Here is a 17,765-nt window from a genome sequence, read left to right on the forward strand (position 1 = left end):
AAACTTCTAAAATAAAAAGTGGGGTAAATATTAAATTTCCCTTAAATTTTTTACTTCTTGGGAATCCTCCATTGGTAATCGGACTGCAAATATCATGCGTATTAAGTCACTTTCGGCAGTTATTGTCCCATTGTGCTGCTCTACAATATTCTTCGCAATGAATAAACCGAGGCCTGTACTATTTTCTTGATGAGTTCGTGCTTTGTCACCAGTATAAAGCATATCAAAAATATGCGGCAGTTCATCTGGAGGAATGATATCTCCGTAATTGATAACTTGAATAACTACTTCCTCTGCATCAATAAAACCGTTGATGTCTACATACTGCCCCTCATACCCATAGCGATTTGCATTAATGAGAAGATTTTCAAACACCCGTGCCAATAACTCTCCATCACCCATAATAGATAAAGGGGAAGTCATATTCATCCTTGCTATCAAATCGTTTTGCTCAAAGACAGGATACAACTCTTCTTTCAATTGAATAAGCAGCTCACTTAAATCGATTGGTTTCTTCTCAATTGGTAACATGCCATAATTCATCTTAGTTATCTCGAATAATTCATCAATTAGTCTTTCTAAACGCTGAGATTTAGTAAAGGCAATCGTTAAATAATGCCGGACTTGTTCTTTATTCAAGCTTTCATCCTTCATGATTAAATCCAAATATCCTAAAACAGAGGTAAGTGGAGTCCGCAAATCATGAGCTAAATTGACGACCAATTGATCCTTACTGCTTTCTGAAAAGTCTCCTCGCAGAATCGCTTCTTCTAATTTTTCACTTGCCAAATTGATACTTTGTGCAATATCGCTAAATTCATCATTTGACAATATTTGCACTCGATGCTTAAAGTCCCCTTGAGCGAGATAATGAATTCCTTTTGAAATCTCATTTAAATAGGCAGTATAGGGTTTTGTAAGGAAAAAGAATAATAATATCGAAAGCAAGATAAATAACAGTAAAAAGAAGTTAATGTCTCCAAAATTTCCTATGATTTTGCGAACATAAGCTAGTGTATCTCCATGACTAACATTTGTATAATAATACAATTGAAGTACTTTAAAGAGTAGGTATGTTATGATGCTGGAGAACAACATGCTTAAACCCAACATTATGATCATTTTTGAACGAAAGCCCCGCAGTATTTTAACCATTGAGTTTATAACCTACCCCCCATACAGTTTTTATCAATTTATTTTTCCGTTTATCCTCTTCAAGTTTTTTCCGCAAAGTACGAATATGAACCATAACGGTATTCCCACCTTCATAGTATGCATCCCCCCATACCTTTTGAAAAATATCTTCAGCACTATAAACTTTATTTGGATTACTGGCTAATAAATATAAAATTTCAAATTCCTTCGGTGTTAACTCAATATTCCTACCATATAGCGTTACTGTACGTTGTTCAGGAGAAATCGTTAATCCCCCAAATTCCAAGTTTGAGTTCTGTTGGGTCATAGGTTGATTAAACTTCATAAAGCGACGCAGCTGTGCATTTACCCGTGCTACCAATTCAATGGGTATAAATGGTTTAGTCATGTAATCATCCGCTCCTATGACCAGTCCCTGTACTTTATCGAAATCAGATGTTTTAGCACTCAAAAATATGATGGGCATATTATGTTTTTCACGAATGCGGCGGATTACTTCAAATCCATCCATTTTTGGCATCATAATATCCAAAATCAGCAAATCAATGACCTGAGTCTCGACAACACTCACAGCCTTTTGCCCATCCGTTACTTTAACACAATAGTATCCTTCCTTTTCCAAATGGATAGTAATTAAATCCGCAATTTCCTCCTCATCATCAGCAATTAATATCGATATACGTTTCATCTACCTCACTCCTAATTCAAGTTCCATTGGTGTATTTTTTATTTATCATTAAATTTCCAAAGCTGCTTACTTTTAAAAACATCTTCAACACGGTCAATTATAACACTATGTTGAAGCCACAATTTCAAACCAACATTGACTTTATTGGATCCCAAAAGAACCAGTCAGAATCTCCTGACTGGCTTCAAGTAGTGTATTGAGGATTAAATGCAATCATCAGCCTCGTTTATTGCTTTCTTTTTTCTTTACTGACAGCCAGACTTCACTGTATACATTTTCCGATGTACCGTTGTATTTTGTAAAAGAAATGCCAGGCAGATCGATTGCTTCATATTCTGAAGAAGGCAGCCATTCCGCATATATATTGGCAGTGGTTTCTTGCAGTGTTTCAGGGAATGGACCTTGATTAGGAAAAATCGCCCATAAGCTTTCTTCAATCGAGATTTGCTCTAAATCAGCGAATGCATTTTCTTGTGTCGTGGCAAAACCGATCATATGGGTTAAGGAACCTTTCTCTTCTAAGTAGCCTTCATCAAAATCATAGGACACGTTCAAGACTTGATGTGGATATAAATCAGCTAATTGATGCATTTTCGTTCTTTGTTGTTCGGAAATAGACTGTGCTAGTTCGATGATCGCATTATTTTCACCTTTGAATTGAATCGGTACCCTTTTCGATACACCTACTATATAAAACTTTTCCTTTTTCTCAATTTTGAACTCCATTGATTTTCCTCCCCGTATATCGATGTAAAATGCAAATTTGGGAAATGATTTTTGAAATTTGTTTTTCGCTACTTCTGAAGGTAAAAAACCGCTCCATTCACGAAAAGCTCTTGAAAATCCTTCAATCGATTGATAGCCATATTTATAGGCAACATCTGGTCGGCAGCTGATAACATCATTAGCCATGGTAGTTCTGGAGACGGATTATTCTTCATTTCCCTACGATACTTCTTCCATTTTACTATGCATTGGGATAAGGTGAACCTTCCGTCAGCGGGGGGTTCCTTCATCCCCCACTGATGGTTAGTTGAACCAATCGGACCTTTACGGGCAGTTGATCTCCCACCTATCTTCCTTGTTTGCTCGAAATCTCAAGATGGGAGTCTTAATGCCCGTTCAGGCGGGATAAATCAAAGGCGTGGATTTCTAGATGAGGACTCCAGATGAAATGTTCTTTGTCTTCTGTTAGATGAAAAACATTGTGTAAGCTGTCGCTTTCATGTGGGAATAGCGGGTAATTCATAATAGGAATCATAATGAGGGACAGGTCCCTTGTCCCAAGCAACCTTTTAGCTCTTAAATGGGTCAAGGGACTGATGTGACCCCCTGGACAACTAACCGTCAATTTCTGGACGAAATACTTTGTCAGTACAATACGTTTCTAAAATGGAGAAAAAGCAAAAGAAACCCCATTAACTGGAGTCCCTCGAAAAAAATCTAAAATATAAGTTCTATTGATGGCGAACCTAATATAGCGGACCTGGCGTCATGCCTCTCCCACTATAAATCTAGCTGTTGTCCCTCGTAAGCTTTAATATCTAACGGTTCAGTCAATAAGTCATTTACTTTGCCTACAAACTGGTTAAAATGCTCGGTTGAATTATGATAGGTTACTGCTTGCATATCCTGCCAAATCTCCACCATTGTATAAACATTTTCATTTTCTAAATCTTTTTGCAGACAGTAAGAAATATTACCATCTTCTTCCCTTGAAGCAGCAATTAACGGCTGAATTTCTTGCAAAAACACGTCCTGCTTTGCAGGGTTTACATGAAATGTGGCATGGATAATAATCATCGTTCCTACATCCTTTCAAATCTATCCCATTTATTCCCATTATATCATGTAATCATAAAAAATTAGATGAAATCTTAGACTCCATATCTGTAACATGTCAAAATATTTTCCTTTGGCAAGACAATGGACTGTCCCTCCATCCATTAATTAACAAATACAAGTCTTTCGTTTCACACCAATTTTATTCCGCTCTTCTACTTTTTTTATATAAGAAACAGCATGGGGAACTTTACATGCGGTATTGCCCATATTGACCTGAACCTTACCGATTGTCCCGGCAACTATAATCGCTTCATCGTGTAAGGCCTTTACATAGGCTCCAACACTGATCACGAAGCCGTTCATCGAGTAACGAACGCGGTTTTTTTCTTGATGAATTGTTTTTTCAGCCCTATGCAGCAGGTCCCTAATTTCCTCTAAGTCCAACTTTTCATCAGGAGTAATAGATAGATAATTGGCATAGGTGCTCCAGCCAGCAACTGCTGTCATTTCTTCATCTGACTCCATCCATTCACATGCAAGTTCCAACGCATATGGACTTTCTGCCGCCACACCTGCAACCGTATATTCTGCAAGTATATACCAATTTGCCTTTTTTACCCATTTCTGAAGGGTTTCCTTTTCCATCAATTTCGGATTAACAGACAAACCTGCTAAATACATCGCATCAGAATTTCCAGTATCATATAATGCCAAGGCCAACTCCTGGTCCTTTTTAACATATTTAACGAGCTTTTTTAAATCCCCAACTTTAACACCAAAAAGATTCCCACTCGCCCCATGATTCATAAATATTCTCTTCGTTTGCGCTGACCCAAGCTCTGAAAGTCTCTCCAAAATCTCCTCAACGTTCATATATTACCTCCATAAAAAGGATATTTCCGATATATTACCATATGGAGAACTAAATGAACATTTAAAGATTCCATAGCAGATTGAAGTTAATCTTTCTCATACCTTTTCTTTTCAAGTATTTTGCAAAGGCTTCCTATTAACGCACCCGAATAATTAGGTGTTAGCAAAAGAAATTCTTGGTAAATAAAAAAGAACGATCTAGTAACGATTGAATTTTGACAGCCGTAAACTGTCATTGTGGCAGTCATTTGAAAAAGTAAAAAGTACCAGGCACCATCCACTTATGCGAAGACACGTTCAGCTAAATTGTTCATATGAACAAAACGCCTGGAGTTAAACTTCAGATTTTTTCATTTGTTTACTTCTTAATTGTCCACAAGCCGCATCAATATCTGTCCCATGCTCTTGGCGAATTTTACAGTTTACGCCTTTCTTTTTTAACGTATCATAAAATGATAGAACTGATTCCATCTCACTTCTTTGATATTGACTATGTTCATCAACAGGATTATACGGAATTACATTGACGTATAATCGATCTTTTATATCATTTAACAGCTCCGCAAGTTGTTCTGCGTGTTCCTTATGATCATTTACATCTTTTAACAAAATATATTCGATCGTCAGCCTGCGGTTTGTTTTAGCTAGATAATACCTCAGCGACTCCATTAATTTTTCAATTGGAATGACTCTGTTTATTTTCATAATACGAGTTCGCAGCTCATCATTTGGTGCATGCAAAGAAATAGCAAGGTTAACAGGGATTTGAGTATCAGTAAACTCATAAATCTTATGAGCAAGCCCGCTGGTCGATACTGTGATTCGTCTGCCTGCTATGGCAAGACCTTTATGCTCCATAATTACTGTTAAGAAGTCTAGCAGATTATCAAAATTATCGAATGGCTCGCCAATCCCCATCACAACCACATGGCTCACCATATCTCCCTGCCCCATTTTATCCAGGTGCAGTTGCACATTCATGATCTGTTCTACAATTTCCCCACTAGATAAATCCCGGGTTTTTGCTAATAATCCACTCGCACAAAAACTGCAGCCGATGTTACAGCCGACTTGTGTTGTGACACAAACTGATATGCCATATTTATGCCGCATCATAACCGTTTCAATCAAATTTCCATCCTGTAATTTGAACAAGAACTTAATCGTTCCATCTTCGGATTCCTGCTTAACATGCTGGTTTAAGGTTTGAATGACAAAATTGTCTGCAAGTAATTTCAAACATTCTTGATTCACATCTATCATGGAAGAGAAATCTGTTACACGCTTCCTGTAAAGCCACTCCCAGACCCGTGATGCCCTAGACTTCTTTTGACCATGTTCTATAAGCCACTCCATTAATTGATTAAATGTCAAACCATAAATGGATTTTTTATTCATACGTTCCCTCTTTTCTTTTAAAAAAATATTCTACTACAAAAGTAGATCAACTAGCAATTCTTATGAAAGACCTCATTTGCTGTGATCCGGTTCACCATCATTCATCTTAAACTATTTTACCTTTAAATATAATGGTTATCGGTATCCATTCTTCAATTATTTTTCCATTTTTTGTTCAAAATAATGGGTTTACCCATTATTATCATTCTTTAAATTTCCAAATAGATTGTAATTTATTGTTCAGAATAATCCTGTCCGCTCCTCACGAAACGGAAAACCATTTCGACCAATAATAAAGCGTCCATTCCAGCATGTCCCGTTGATCAATCAATTGAATTTCTATGTTAATTTTATCGTATATTTGTGACATTACAAATAAGTTGAAATATGGGCTGCTAGAATTTGATAAATCTGTTCTAACAAGCCAAAACAAAAAGCCGGGGAAAGTTCCCTGGCTTTTTATGAATCATTTTAATCGAATGACCAAATCAGATCATTAATGCTGTAAATGAGTAGGTTCGGAAATTTGACTTAAAGCGTCACCTGCTTCATTGATAAAAATATTCACCTTTGCAAGATCCCCTATCGCACAAATCCCCACTATTTCTCCATTTTCCACAACAGGAATGCGTCGGATTTGGTGATCAGACATCATCCTGGAACACTCATGTATATCTGTATTTGGAGAACAGGTGATTACATCCTTCGTCATACAATCATGACAATGGACACTATTGCTATCCTTGCCATCTGCAACAACATTTAATACGATATCACGATCGGTAATCATACCAACGACTTTCTTTCCCTCACAAACGGGAACGGTACCGCAATTAATGTCACGCATAATTTTTGCCGCTGCAGCGACTGAATCATGGGGTGCGCACACTTTTACATTTTTGGTCATAATGTCTTGAACTGTTTTCATTTTATCAACCATCCTTATTAAATAATGTTTAACCCCTCTTCTTCTTCTAGGCCAGCTTCTTCCATTTTTAAGATGAAGAAGACGAAACTACAAGGTTGAAGAATTATTGTTTAGCGTGCTATAAGTCGTTAGGAAAAATGCAAGTTACTTGATGATTTATAGAATTAGGTCTTAAGGCTTATGTGTATTTAGGTACCTTCCCCATTCCTGATCCGGCAAAATCTTAATTTTTCACATGCTGATAATGCCCTATTAACATAATAAAGTTTAAATCCATCTGACTTATCGAGTGATTACAATATTTCAATACATCCTTGCGTCCCATTCACCCGAATTCGCTGCCCATCTTTTATCAATTTCGTTGCATTTTCTACTCCGACCACTGCAGGTAAGCCATATTCACGCGCAATGACGGAACCGTGGGTCATGAGTCCGCCAACTTCGGTGACGAGGCCTTTTATTGATACAAATAATGGAGTCCAGCTAGGATCGGTAAAGGCGGTAACTAATATATCTCCATCTTCTAAGTTAGCCTCTTCCATATTTAAGATGACACGTGCTCTTCCCTCTATCGTTCCAGAAGAAACAGGCAGCCCTACAATCGCTTCAGCTGGGAGATTTTCTCGATTGTACTGACCTGAAATGATTTCACCATCCGATGTGATGACACGCGGCGGAGTTAGTTTTTCATAGAATTTGTACTCGTCTTTACGTTTGTTGATCATCTTATTATCCAGTTTCTTTGTGATTTCAACTTCATGGAGTTCTTCAAAGGAGAGATAATAGATATCTACCTTTTCGTGGATGACGCCTTCTTGCACTAGTTGGTCTGCTTCTCTCAGTAAGGCTTGCTTATAAATGAAGTAGCGATTTATCATGCCGTATTTTGGATACTCACGGTAACCGCTGAAATTCCGGATGAGGTCGATCATTCGTTTTGTTTCCTTTGCTTTTTGTTCCCCACCTGGAAATTTCTCCAATCGTTCTAATAATTCCTGTTCTTTTTTCAAAGCAGCTTTCTTCCCTTGTTCAAATATCCGTTCACTTTCATTCGGCTCGAAGTGATGGATATTACTAAGAATCATTGGAACAAGTGTGAGTGGATTTTCACTCCAACGCGTTCTAGTCAGATCGATTTCTCCGCTGCACCGCATTCCGTATTTGGTAAGAAAATCAGTAATCGCTTCTCTAGTTTCCCGCCCGCCTGCAAACTGAATCATTTTCTCCATAAAGTGATTATCCTTTGCGCGCTCTAAGCAGGCAATGACTTCCGGGTAATGGCGAATCACATCGGCGACATCCAACAGGGCGAGGCCCATTTCTGAAGTAATATTGTTTGGTACAGATTGAGAAAGCGTATCCGCTGCGTTTTTTTCACCTAACCACTCAAACATTTTTTCATTGATCCATTTAGGAGCATTCAAGGCGGCCATAATCACCTTCGAACTTTGCGGATCAAATAATATTTTCTTTAATTGCTGCAGATCCTCAAGAATAAAATCAAATAGCTCAGGACCTGATTTCGTTTTGATATTTTGTTTTAACTCTTCTATTGAGGTTTGAGTGCGCTTCATCAAATCAGAAACAATTGTTGGGTCATTTTCGATTTCCGGCACATCCAAATAGTTTCTTCTGTGACTTTGTGCATTTTGATCCATTGGTATTGTTTTTATAAAATCCTCTCTCTCCATGATGGTCGTCAATGCGTCTTTTATGAGCGGATCCGATTCTCCTAATTTTAATAAAACTTCTCTTCCAACAGGCGAAGCTAGATGATGGGTAACATCAACAAACAGCCTTCCACCAGCTGTGCGCATCGGTGCTGGAGTTGTTAAGAGGTAAAAAGACAATCCAAGTGGTTTCATGACATCGGTCATCATTTGTTGATGACCGACAGATAGATAGACGTGATTTTCTTGATCATTTTCTTTAGGAATAGGATATAAAGTGGTGATGGGGCGGCTTTGGACGATATCAAAAGTATTAGCAGCAAAACACCATTCGATATCTTGCGGGCAGCCAAAATAAGCTTCGATTTGTCTACCGATGCTTGCTAACTGTATGATCTGTTCATCCGTTAGAGTTTGTGTCTTTTGCCGCTTTGAATCAATCGGTTGTGTCTCTGTCCCGCCTTCTTTTCGTCCATAAATAGCCAATTTCTTTGCCGCTATCTCCTTCTCAACGATTTGCTCTTCCCGAACTTTATAGCAATCAGCCGAGACCAAACCGGAGACGAGCGCTTCCCCAAGTCCAAAACTGGCATCGATGGATAGGAGCTTTCGATTAGAAGTAATCGGATCAGCGGTAAATAAAATGCCTGAAGCTTGTGGGAAAACCATTCTTTGAACGATAACGGCTAAGTAGACTTGACTGTGGTCAAATCCGTTTTGCATTCTATAAGTAACCGCACGTTCGGTATAGAGGGATGCCCAGCATTTACGGATATGCTGCTGGATGGCTTCTATTCCAATGATATTTAGATAGGTATCATGCTGCCCGGCAAAAGAGGCATGTGGTAAATCTTCAGCTGTCGCACTTGAACGTACGGCATACGCATGTTCATCGCCGAGCTGAGAGAGATGATGAGCTACTGCTTTCACAACTTCGGAAGGAATTTCAGTTCCCATGATGGTTTGGCGAATCTTTCTGCTGATTTCTGCAACTTGCTCTCGATCCTTCGCTTGCAGCTTTGCTAGCTGCTCCAATAAAGCCTGAAATGTTTCGTTTTGAGGAATGGCTTTTTGATATCCCACTGTGGTCACACAAAATCCTTCGGGAACCTGTAGGCATTGAATTTTTGATAATTCGCCTAACTTCAAGCCTTTTCCGCCGACCTGCAATAACTGTATTTTTTCCATTTCCTTGAAACTCAGAACAAAAGAATTCATCCACAACTCTCCTAACCTGTAAGGTTATTTGATTTTATCAGCATTAAATGACTATAAACAGTCTATTTTAACAATTTTTTAGATGATATAATGAAAGTAGGAAGAGATCAACAACCGGACTTTGACGGAAATCCATCTGATTATGAAAAGAGAAGCCTTATTTAATAATACGTTCCCTTTTGAATTACAAAAATTGTATAGGAACAAATTACTGAAATTAGTTTATGGAAGAGGATTGGGCGTACAAATGAAATTTTCTTTTTCAGATTATATTAGCATTTTGATTCATCAAACGGACCTAACCCTTACAAATGGCATCAAGACTAAGTTATCACCTCTGAATTTGGCACCCGAACAAAATTTAATTTTGATGCTACTTTGGGAACAGGATGGGCTAAGTCAAAATGAAATTGCAAAAGGATTGAATAAAGATAAGACAAATATTGCCCGTATGATAAATAGTCTTGAAAAAAAAGGATTTATCAGGAGACAATGCAGTAAAACTGATGCTCGATCTATTCATATATTTCTTACGGAAAATGGAAAACAACTCAGTAAAATGGTATATCCCATTATCGAAGAGTTTAATCGGACTGTGCGTTCTGGAATTACGCAGGAAGAATTAGAAACAGCTGAAAAGGTTTTAATGAAAATCCGCCAAAATGTTGGGCAATAATTGATCGAAAAAATTAGTTGCATAGACAACTAATTTTCTTTAATATTATAGTTGCTATAGCAACTAAGAGAAAACATTTTGGGGGTATTACTAAATGGAAGCACTCGGCCTTTTAATTATTCGAATTATAGTCGGTTTTTATTATTCTGCACACGGGGCACGTAAAGCATTTGGATGGTTTGGAGGAAATGGTCCTGAGAAAACAGGCGACTTTTTTGAAAAAATTGGCATCAAACCTGGTAAAACGATGGCACTATTTGCCGGGATAGGTGAATGTATTGGCGGCATTTTATTCGCTTTTGGATTACTAACTCCATTGGCTGCTTTATTAATCATTGTCCCAATGATTGTGGCCATTAAAACAGTAACACATAAAAATGGAATGTTTTCAGATACAGGTGGAATCGAGTATAATGTTATCCTAATTGTTATCGCATTGGGAATCGTACTAACAGGTCCCGGTTCCCTATCACTAGATGCACTTTTTGGTTTCAAATTTTGGTAAATCAAGGTCTTTTTAAGGCAATTCATATTTGATCAAATGCGCCTTGGCGTATATGCGCCCTATACTAGCGCGCCTGCTCGAAAAATTTTCTTTGAAAAATCGACGCATACGCCGGAGGCTTAACTCTTATTCAGCCAGGGTTTGAACCCCACTGAATCGGTAAAGTCATTGCATTTATCCCCCCACTTATAGAAGTGGGGACTTCTGCTGAATAAAGTTAAAAAGGTAATTCAATCCCCGGCTGCGTCAAAGCGGTTGGGGATTGACCCTTTGTTCTTCAAATGGAAAGGAACAGCTAAAGAGAACCTAATATTATCGGATCTCTTATATCGTTATAGATATGCGTCATATGAGGCAGCAGTGTTTTTATTCTCTTTTTTAACTTCCCGAATAGAAACCAGTATCCTTTACTTCTTTTACCCCTTCTAATTTTTCAATTTCCCCTACTATGGAATCAGTTGGAGCTTCAATTTCAAAAAAAGTAGTTCCGTCAGACAATGTATATGGTTCATTTTTTAGACCGAGGCTGTTTAAATAATTCTGAACTTCTGCTTCCTTACCCATTTCAACTTGTGCTGTTTTATAGAGCATTTATATCTCCCCTTTTGTTTTATTGTCTTTGGTGGTCGACGCCCATACTTTGCGTGGTGGGAGACGTCCAATTTTTATTTTTTTCCTAAATAATTATTTATATCACAATTATCATTTTTTCTTCTTCGAATATTTGCCTCATGATCAGGTTCTACCCCAATGATTGCATAATTGAAGGGGGACAGGTTTGTCCTCTATACAAAAGACCATCAACCTTGAGGATGATGGTCTTTTTGCTCTTTTATCCAATTATTATACAGTTTATCTGCGTTTTTTCTTCTGTTGTTCTTTTAAGAACTTCCGAGCATTTTTCATGCCGCCCAGTTCACTAAACATGTCATTTAGTTTTTCTTTTTCTATCATTTTAGAGTTCAAACCTTCATACTTTGTTTCTTTGATTAGTTTTCGATAGTTTGCTAATCTTTCAACGGTCAAGTTTCCATCCTGAACGGCCTTTTGCACAGCACAATTAGGCACATTCCTGTGAGTGCAATCGTTAAATTTACATTCTGTTGCTAGTTCTTCAATATCTGCAAAGGATTTTGAAAAATCGGCACTCATGACACCCAGTTCACGCATCCCTGGAGTGTCAATCACAGCCCCAGATTCAGGTAACATGATTAAATCACGTCTTGTTGTGGTATGTCTTCCTTTATCGTCGTTTCTTATTTCACTCGTGTCTAATACATTTTCACCAAGAAGACGATTAATTAAGGTTGATTTACCAACACCAGATGAACCGATAAAGGCAACCGTCTGTCCGTTTGTTAGATATTTTTTTAATGATTGATGCCCGCCATCAAAAGTACTTGTTGTTACGTGCACATCTACACCTAAAGCTATTGATGATACTTCGTTAAGTCTGTTCTCTATTTCAAAACATAGATCTGATTTTCTGACCACTCCCACAGCTGAAGCAGTGGGGTTCTTTTTCGCAAACATCCCACTTACATACTTTCAAGAGAAAGATGCAGAGGCGAGACTTGGGCGAACAACTCTTGAGAGAAAAACAGTCTTTCAAGAGGGCAAGGTCTCTGCCAACTACGCCGTCCTTTCGGCGATACTTTTTATCTTTTTAGACTTATCCTTCGGATGCTTGGTTTCTTGTCTTCTCTCATCCGTCAGATGATGTTTATACCAAACAGGCTGTTTATAAACAATCGATTCCATCAGTTTTACTTCCATCGGATAGAGTTTCCTAGCAATATTTTGAGCCCCATTTACATCTCGATGGATTTCTGTTTTGTGAACAGAACATACAAAATTTCGCCCATTAGCTTGGTGTCTCCCACCGCAAAATGGACAATCTTGAGAAGTATAGCTTTCCTCTGTTTCTTCTACTTCAATTCCTCTCAACTTAGCTTTATAAATTAACTTTTCTTTAATTTTCCCCTGGTTCCAAAGTGACAATTGTTGTCTTCTTACTTTATTGTTCTTCTTTTTCTTTTTCTCATCCTTCTTTGTGTTCTTTTCAATGCCTGACACATTGCCAATCACAAAGTGAGTGACTTTCTCTTCTTCTAAAAATAAGACTGCCTCTTTTGTTGTTTTGTGTTCCAACTCTTCGAGTTGGTTTTTGCTCTTTTGACGAATACGTCCCCTAGCTTTATTATATTTTCTCCATTGACGGGAACCCTTTTTACAACGAGACATCAATTTACTCAATTCGGCTAATGTTTTAGCTCGGTATTGAGATATACCTCTCATAGAACGTCCTGAGATTAATAGAGATTTGTCTTCTGTCGCGACTGAAACGGAATGGATTTCACCTAGGTCACAACCAGCTGCTTTAAATTCATAGGAAGATATATCTTTTTCAGGAACTTCTACAGAATATATGAACCAATATGAACCATTTCTCCAAACGATTTCTGCATAGTTGCATTTCGTCAAATCCTCGGTTGAAAAATTCGGGACTGGGATATAATCATTTTTCTTGGGGAACTTTTCATTCCAGCCCTTCTTTTTCTTTTTAGCCAATAAATTAACCAAAGCAAAACCGTACTCTGCCTTTTTGACTTTGATGATTCCATCGGATATTTCCATAGACGCTTTTTTCAATGGAATGCAATAATAGTACTTTCTTCTCCACGGATACTTAGCTTTTTTATCTGTTAGACGTAGTTTGCGGATGGTCTCCCGATTGGCTGCATATTTATCCGCAATTGCTTGGACGGTTTGAGAATGGAGGTTATATGTTTGTTTTCGGACTGCCTGAATCTCTGTTTTGCTGAGCCACTTTTTAGTGGTGAAATAAAAGGAATTCGCCTCTCGAACAATATCATTCCAAACAGATGCAGCTTCTCTTTGCATGTTCCTTAATCCGTCGTATAAATGTTTCTCATAAGGGATTTGAAAAGAATGAGTGACAAACATTTCGCACCTCCTTTCGTATTTTTACTATATTTTGATTATAACAGAATATATGTTCCTATGACAATGGCGTTTTTTCAATAATAAAAAAAATCAAATCATTAACGTGTCTGAAGACACGCCTGATTTGACCTCACTATCATCCCACAGCTGAAGCAGTGGGCTTTCTCGTTCGGGAAGTTCTGTAAAAACAATAACCGGAGTCGCACCACTATCCCAAGCGATAGAAAGATAACGTTCTAATCTGCGAAGATTAAAATCATTATTCAATGACATACAGATAAATACAGTGTCAATATTTGCTGCAACAACTTGTGAATCTTCCCTTGAACCTGCTGCTTTTCGGGCAAAAACACTTTTTCGTGTTAATACTTGATGAATAATCCCATTTCCATGTAGATTATCCATTCGATCAACCATCACAAAGTCACCAACAGTTGGAAATCCAGAAGTGTCTCTTACACTATAGTGAAATTTGCCAGATATCTCAGCAAGTATCTCACCATTTTTCGTCAGAACCTTATATAAGTTTTTAGACTGTGATGAAACCCGTCCTATAAAAAGATCTTTATATTGTTTAGACTCCTGAATGAATGGATCAGTAAGTCCTAAATTCTTCATATTAATTTGGTTCAATTTTGTTTCCTCCGAAAGTTTAGATTGTATCCTTTGGGAGGTCCTATGCCTGATTTATTTTGCACATACCTCCCCATTTGCTACAATCTCAGAGTTTAAATTGTTTAGCATAACAACATCTCCTTTCAAATTCTTATTTTTACTATATCACAAAGTGCATCAGAACAACCATGGTGAAAAAAAGCGCTCTAGTGAGGTCTCATAATTCGCAATTATACAAATCATCTCAATGTTTAAGATGGCACGTACCCCTCCCATTATCGTTCCTGCTTTTTTATTGACAGATTAGATTTCCAGCAAGTGACATAAAAAAGACAAGCACTATCAAACCCAGTGCTCGTCTCGTAAAAAAACATTATTGATTTACCTGTTGTAATTGTGCTTCGATTTCAGCCATTATTTTTCCTGCTTCTTCCCAATTTCCCTTCGCAAGAGCTTCTTGATAAGAACTAAATAGCTCAGAGAATTGCTTCAATAATTGGTTTGAATCAATTGGGGTTCCCGGTGCCGGTGTATTTTCTCCACCTGTTTCTCCTTCTGTCCCTTCTTGCGGCTTTTCAGGCTCAACCATGTTACCGCCAGTGAGTTCGAGTATCCGTTCCAACGCTTTTTCAAATGTTGACTCCATGACGATTTGGTCTTGATAAGCCACAATTACTTGCTTGACTTCCGGTAACGATGTTTCATTCGCAGATTCAATATAAATAGGCTCAACATAAAGCATCGTATCTTCAAGCGGGATGGACAGCAGGTTTCCACGGATAACTTGTGAACCACCCTGTGACCAAAGATTTAACTCCTGAGAAATGTAACTGTCCTGATTGATTCGGTTTTCGATTTGCTGCGGGCCATAGACATTTTCCTGCTTTGGAAAACGATAGACAAGCTTTTCACCATAATGTTCGCCGTCATTCCGCACGCCAATCCAGCCAATCATATTCTGTCGATTTTTTGGTGTATAGGGCAGCATGAGAATGAATTCTTCCTTCTCAAATTCAGGAAGCTTCATCGTTACATAATAAGGCTGCATTTCAATATCTTCATTATAGTAATGCTCCGTTGGAAATTCCCAGCGGTCTTCTCGATTATAAAAAATCTCTAAATTCGTCATATGGTACGTACCATATTTATTTGCTTGAATGGAGAAAAGTCTTTCTGGATAACGGAAATGATGCTGTACATCTTCTGGAATTTCCGTTGTAAAAAGTTTCGGGAAGATATTCTCATACGTTTTGAGAAGCGGCTCATCTGGTTCTGTCACAAAGAATTGAACTTCTCCCGTATAAGCATCAATCATGACCTTTGCTGCATTTTTAATATAATTTAAATTGCCTTGAAAATTTTCTGCATATGGATAACCTTGTTCGACAAGATAGGCATCGATAATCCAAACTAATGTCCCGTCATCACGTACAACGATATACGGATCCTCATCATACTCGAAGAAAGGAGCGATTCGTTTCACTCGGTCAACAATATTGCGGGTATCGAGAAGCTGACTTTTATTAGAAAGTTGATCAGATACAAACATCCGGAGCGATCCTTCATTTAGAGCAAATAAGAAACGATTCCAACCGCTAAGTTGAATGCCCTTATCTCCTTCATAAATGTTTGTCTTATTTTCCTCACCAGATGGATAGTCGAATTCATCAACAGCGCTGTTGACGATTACATTTGGATAATCCAATTCCCCAAAATAGACTTGCGGGCGCTCCACATTAACTACTCCTTCCGGCGGAAGGTTTTTTACAATATATTGTGGCTGCCCTTGGGATGTCACCTTATTGACCTGGCTCATGGCGATCCCATATCCATGAGTATAGCGCAACGTCTTATTCACCCACGTTTGAGCCTGATCCGGCAAATCTTGTGTATTTAGTTCCCTTGCTCCAACAAATACTTGCTGGTACTCTCCGTCAATGTCATAGCGATCGACATCAATGTCATTGAATTGATAATACGTACGGAACGTCTGTAATTGATTGTAAATATCAAGCAATGGGCGTGCATCATTAATCCGCACGTTATTGATCGTTAATTCATTATTCCTAATCATCTGTGCATTCAGTGACTCTTGATTCCCTGGATGCTCTGTTACCTTAATATCTTCGAGGTTGTATGCCTGTCTTGTATAATTTAAATTATGCTTCAGGTAAGGTTTTTCGCGTTGAAATTCATTTGGCTCTACGACATAGTTTTGGACGACGATGGAAGCCCCTTGTCCTAAAATCATGACGCCAATATAAACGACGACGGGGACGAACATCAAATTGATATTGCCCTTTCTTAGTGTAAAGATGATCCAGATCGCCCCGATTACTGCTACTGCAGCTAAGACATAGGAAGCAGGAATATTAATCATCCGGTCTGTATAGCTTAATCCATGCACGACACTATTCTGAAACACATTGACTTGATTCGTCAAAAGTGTTTGATAGGGTAATAATAAATGAGAGGCTGCCAGTAAGACACCCATAATGGCGACCGTGAATCCAAGATGGATTTGCGCTGAACGATTCATCCGATACATACGGAAAACAGAATAAGCTGCTGCCACAATGAACAAGATGAAGAAACCCAATCCTAATAAAATATTAATAACGATTTCTAAAAATGGGAGAATAAACATATAAAAAGAAATATCTCGGTTAAAAATCGGATCTCTTTCTCCAAAGGTTTCATAGTTTAACATTTTTAGCAGCGGCTCCCAACCTACTCCTTGGGCAATAACACTACCAATAAGTCCTGCGAAAATCGCGATGATGATAAGAGCTCCATGGATCGTTCTTTTTTGTGCAAATAAAAATGCGGGAAGTTGATCCCGTTCAAAATGACTTAAATAACTTCTCCGTATCCAAAATAACGTCAGCCACGTTACAAAACCATAAATAGCAAAACCAGCTGTACCAAGCATCGCCTTACTTTCTAGAATGGTCGTAAACACGGAACTAAATTCAAGGGAATCCATCCAGATATAATCTATAACCCATTGGAATGAAACAGAAGCAAAAATAAATAGAAGGAACAGTACCCCGATAGCCCCTCCGGTCCTGCCGCTAAACTTTCTCCACTTTCTCATTTTTTTCATCTGATTTGTATTTGTGTAAACTTTAAAAGCCATAATTCCTCCTTTCATTCGGTTCCTATCATATAGATTTCTAGCAATTCCTATGTTTTAACATAAAAAGAGACAAGAACCGACGCCTATGTTATCACAAACTATAACATTATTGTAACAACAATATATCTATAAGTCATTTCAAAGGCGA

Annotated in this window: 15 protein-coding genes and 2 pseudogenes; 2 read left to right on the forward strand and 15 right to left on the reverse strand. The window is 38.0% G+C overall.

From position 1 onward, the window contains the following. Positions 1 to 30: 30 nt before the first annotated feature. From HNR53_RS03495 to ppsA, 10 genes and pseudogenes are all read right to left on the reverse strand, one after another. Positions 31 to 1,155, reverse strand: coding sequence for a HAMP domain-containing sensor histidine kinase (locus HNR53_RS03495; RefSeq protein WP_184522871.1), 1,125 nt, complete (start codon positions 1,153 to 1,155; stop codon positions 31 to 33). Continuing rightward, positions 1,148 to 1,843 carry a vancomycin resistance response regulator transcription factor, VanR-F/VanR-M family gene (vanR, locus tag HNR53_RS03500; protein WP_184522873.1) on the reverse strand — a complete coding sequence of 232 codons (696 nt, stop codon included), beginning with the start codon at positions 1,841 to 1,843 and terminating at the stop codon, positions 1,148 to 1,150. Before vanR ends, HNR53_RS03495 begins: the two co-directional genes overlap by 8 nt. A 216-nt stretch (positions 1,844 to 2,059) precedes the next feature. Then, the gene (locus tag HNR53_RS03505; protein ID WP_246439259.1) at positions 2,060 to 2,569 is read right to left on the reverse strand and encodes a GyrI-like domain-containing protein; all 510 of its coding nucleotides are present in this window, start codon (positions 2,567 to 2,569) and stop codon (positions 2,060 to 2,062) included. A gap of 158 nt (positions 2,570 to 2,727) precedes the next feature. Then, positions 2,728 to 2,826 (reverse strand): annotated as a pseudogene (locus HNR53_RS23765) (Rpn family recombination-promoting nuclease/putative transposase); the annotation flags it as partial. 152 nt (positions 2,827 to 2,978) lie between these two features. Next, positions 2,979 to 3,107, reverse strand: a pseudogene (locus HNR53_RS23615) (Rpn family recombination-promoting nuclease/putative transposase); the annotation flags it as partial. Positions 3,108 to 3,349: 242 nt separating this feature from the next. Further along, complete coding sequence (locus tag HNR53_RS03510) at positions 3,350 to 3,646, reverse strand: putative quinol monooxygenase (RefSeq protein ID WP_184522877.1); 297 nt, start codon at positions 3,644 to 3,646, stop codon at positions 3,350 to 3,352. Positions 3,647 to 3,793: 147 nt separating this feature from the next. Beyond that, positions 3,794 to 4,501: a DNA alkylation repair protein gene (locus HNR53_RS03515; protein ID WP_184522879.1), complete on the reverse strand. Its 708-nt coding sequence runs from the start codon at positions 4,499 to 4,501 to the stop codon at positions 3,794 to 3,796. A 333-nt stretch (positions 4,502 to 4,834) separates the two neighbouring features. Further along, on the reverse strand, positions 4,835 to 5,899 hold the full coding sequence (rlmN, locus tag HNR53_RS03520) for a dual-specificity RNA methyltransferase RlmN (protein ID WP_184522881.1): 1,065 nt from the start codon (positions 5,897 to 5,899) through the stop codon (positions 4,835 to 4,837). Between the two features lie 496 nt (positions 5,900 to 6,395). Further along, on the reverse strand, positions 6,396 to 6,827 hold the full coding sequence (locus HNR53_RS03525) for a CBS domain-containing protein (RefSeq protein WP_184522883.1): 432 nt from the start codon (positions 6,825 to 6,827) through the stop codon (positions 6,396 to 6,398). A 293-nt stretch (positions 6,828 to 7,120) separates the two neighbouring features. Further along, positions 7,121 to 9,715 (reverse strand): phosphoenolpyruvate synthase, encoded by a 2,595-nt coding sequence (ppsA, locus tag HNR53_RS03530; RefSeq protein WP_184522885.1) that lies wholly within the window; start codon positions 9,713 to 9,715, stop codon positions 7,121 to 7,123. A 142-nt stretch (positions 9,716 to 9,857) separates the two neighbouring features. Here ppsA and HNR53_RS03535 point away from each other — a divergent pair, with 142 nt between their 5' ends. Both HNR53_RS03535 and HNR53_RS03540 read left to right on the forward strand, forming a co-directional pair. Next, positions 9,858 to 10,391, forward strand: a complete 534-nt coding sequence (locus HNR53_RS03535) for a MarR family winged helix-turn-helix transcriptional regulator (protein ID WP_343065260.1) — start codon at positions 9,858 to 9,860, stop codon at positions 10,389 to 10,391. A gap of 94 nt (positions 10,392 to 10,485) precedes the next feature. After that, complete coding sequence (locus HNR53_RS03540) at positions 10,486 to 10,896, forward strand: DoxX family protein (protein WP_184522887.1); 411 nt, start codon at positions 10,486 to 10,488, stop codon at positions 10,894 to 10,896. 378 nt (positions 10,897 to 11,274) lie between these two features. Here HNR53_RS03540 and HNR53_RS03545 read toward each other — a convergent pair whose 3' ends face one another. The 5 genes from HNR53_RS03545 to HNR53_RS03565 form a co-directional block, all read right to left on the reverse strand. Continuing rightward, positions 11,275 to 11,487 (reverse strand): hypothetical protein, encoded by a 213-nt coding sequence (locus HNR53_RS03545; protein ID WP_184522888.1) that lies wholly within the window; start codon positions 11,485 to 11,487, stop codon positions 11,275 to 11,277. Positions 11,488 to 11,748: 261 nt separating this feature from the next. Beyond that, entirely contained in the window at positions 11,749 to 12,429 is a 681-nt protein-coding gene (gene rsgA, locus HNR53_RS03550; protein ID WP_184522890.1) for a ribosome small subunit-dependent GTPase A, read from the reverse strand. A 99-nt stretch (positions 12,430 to 12,528) separates the two neighbouring features. Continuing rightward, on the reverse strand, positions 12,529 to 13,863 hold the full coding sequence (locus HNR53_RS03555; RefSeq protein WP_184522892.1) for an RNA-guided endonuclease InsQ/TnpB family protein: 1,335 nt from the start codon (positions 13,861 to 13,863) through the stop codon (positions 12,529 to 12,531). A gap of 90 nt (positions 13,864 to 13,953) precedes the next feature. Continuing rightward, on the reverse strand, positions 13,954 to 14,496 hold the full coding sequence (gene rsgA / locus HNR53_RS03560) for a GTPase RsgA (RefSeq protein ID WP_184522894.1): 543 nt from the start codon (positions 14,494 to 14,496) through the stop codon (positions 13,954 to 13,956). A gap of 355 nt (positions 14,497 to 14,851) precedes the next feature. Further along, complete coding sequence (locus HNR53_RS03565) at positions 14,852 to 17,617, reverse strand: UPF0182 family membrane protein (protein WP_184522896.1); 2,766 nt, start codon at positions 17,615 to 17,617, stop codon at positions 14,852 to 14,854. Positions 17,618 to 17,765 lie beyond the last annotated feature (148 nt).

Origin of the sequence: Bacillus benzoevorans, assembly GCF_014207535.1 — a bacterium.
Classification (GTDB): domain Bacteria; phylum Bacillota; class Bacilli; order Bacillales; family Cytobacillaceae; genus Bacillus_BD; species Bacillus_BD benzoevorans.

Coding starts and splice junctions, on each gene's coding strand:
- HNR53_RS03495 (WP_184522871.1), bottom strand. CDS start 1,155: ATGGTTAAAATACTGCGGGGCTTTCGTTCAAAAATGATCATAATGTTG.
- vanR (WP_184522873.1), bottom strand. CDS start 1,843: ATGAAACGTATATCGATATTAATTGCTGATGATGAGGAGGAAATTGCG.
- HNR53_RS03505 (WP_246439259.1), bottom strand. CDS start 2,569: ATGGAGTTCAAAATTGAGAAAAAGGAAAAGTTTTATATAGTAGGTGTA.
- HNR53_RS03510 (WP_184522877.1), bottom strand. CDS start 3,646: ATGATTATTATCCATGCCACATTTCATGTAAACCCTGCAAAGCAGGAC.
- HNR53_RS03515 (WP_184522879.1), bottom strand. CDS start 4,501: ATGAACGTTGAGGAGATTTTGGAGAGACTTTCAGAGCTTGGGTCAGCG.
- rlmN (WP_184522881.1), bottom strand. CDS start 5,899: ATGAATAAAAAATCCATTTATGGTTTGACATTTAATCAATTAATGGAG.
- HNR53_RS03525 (WP_184522883.1), bottom strand. CDS start 6,827: ATGAAAACAGTTCAAGACATTATGACCAAAAATGTAAAAGTGTGCGCA.
- ppsA (WP_184522885.1), bottom strand. CDS start 9,715: ATGAATTCTTTTGTTCTGAGTTTCAAGGAAATGGAAAAAATACAGTTA.
- HNR53_RS03535 (WP_343065260.1), top strand. CDS start 9,858: ATGAAAAGAGAAGCCTTATTTAATAATACGTTCCCTTTTGAATTACAA.
- HNR53_RS03540 (WP_184522887.1), top strand. CDS start 10,486: ATGGAAGCACTCGGCCTTTTAATTATTCGAATTATAGTCGGTTTTTAT.
- HNR53_RS03545 (WP_184522888.1), bottom strand. CDS start 11,487: ATGCTCTATAAAACAGCACAAGTTGAAATGGGTAAGGAAGCAGAAGTT.
- rsgA (WP_184522890.1), bottom strand. CDS start 12,429: ATGTTTGCGAAAAAGAACCCCACTGCTTCAGCTGTGGGAGTGGTCAGA.
- HNR53_RS03555 (WP_184522892.1), bottom strand. CDS start 13,863: ATGTTTGTCACTCATTCTTTTCAAATCCCTTATGAGAAACATTTATAC.
- HNR53_RS03565 (WP_184522896.1), bottom strand. CDS start 17,617: ATGGCTTTTAAAGTTTACACAAATACAAATCAGATGAAAAAAATGAGA.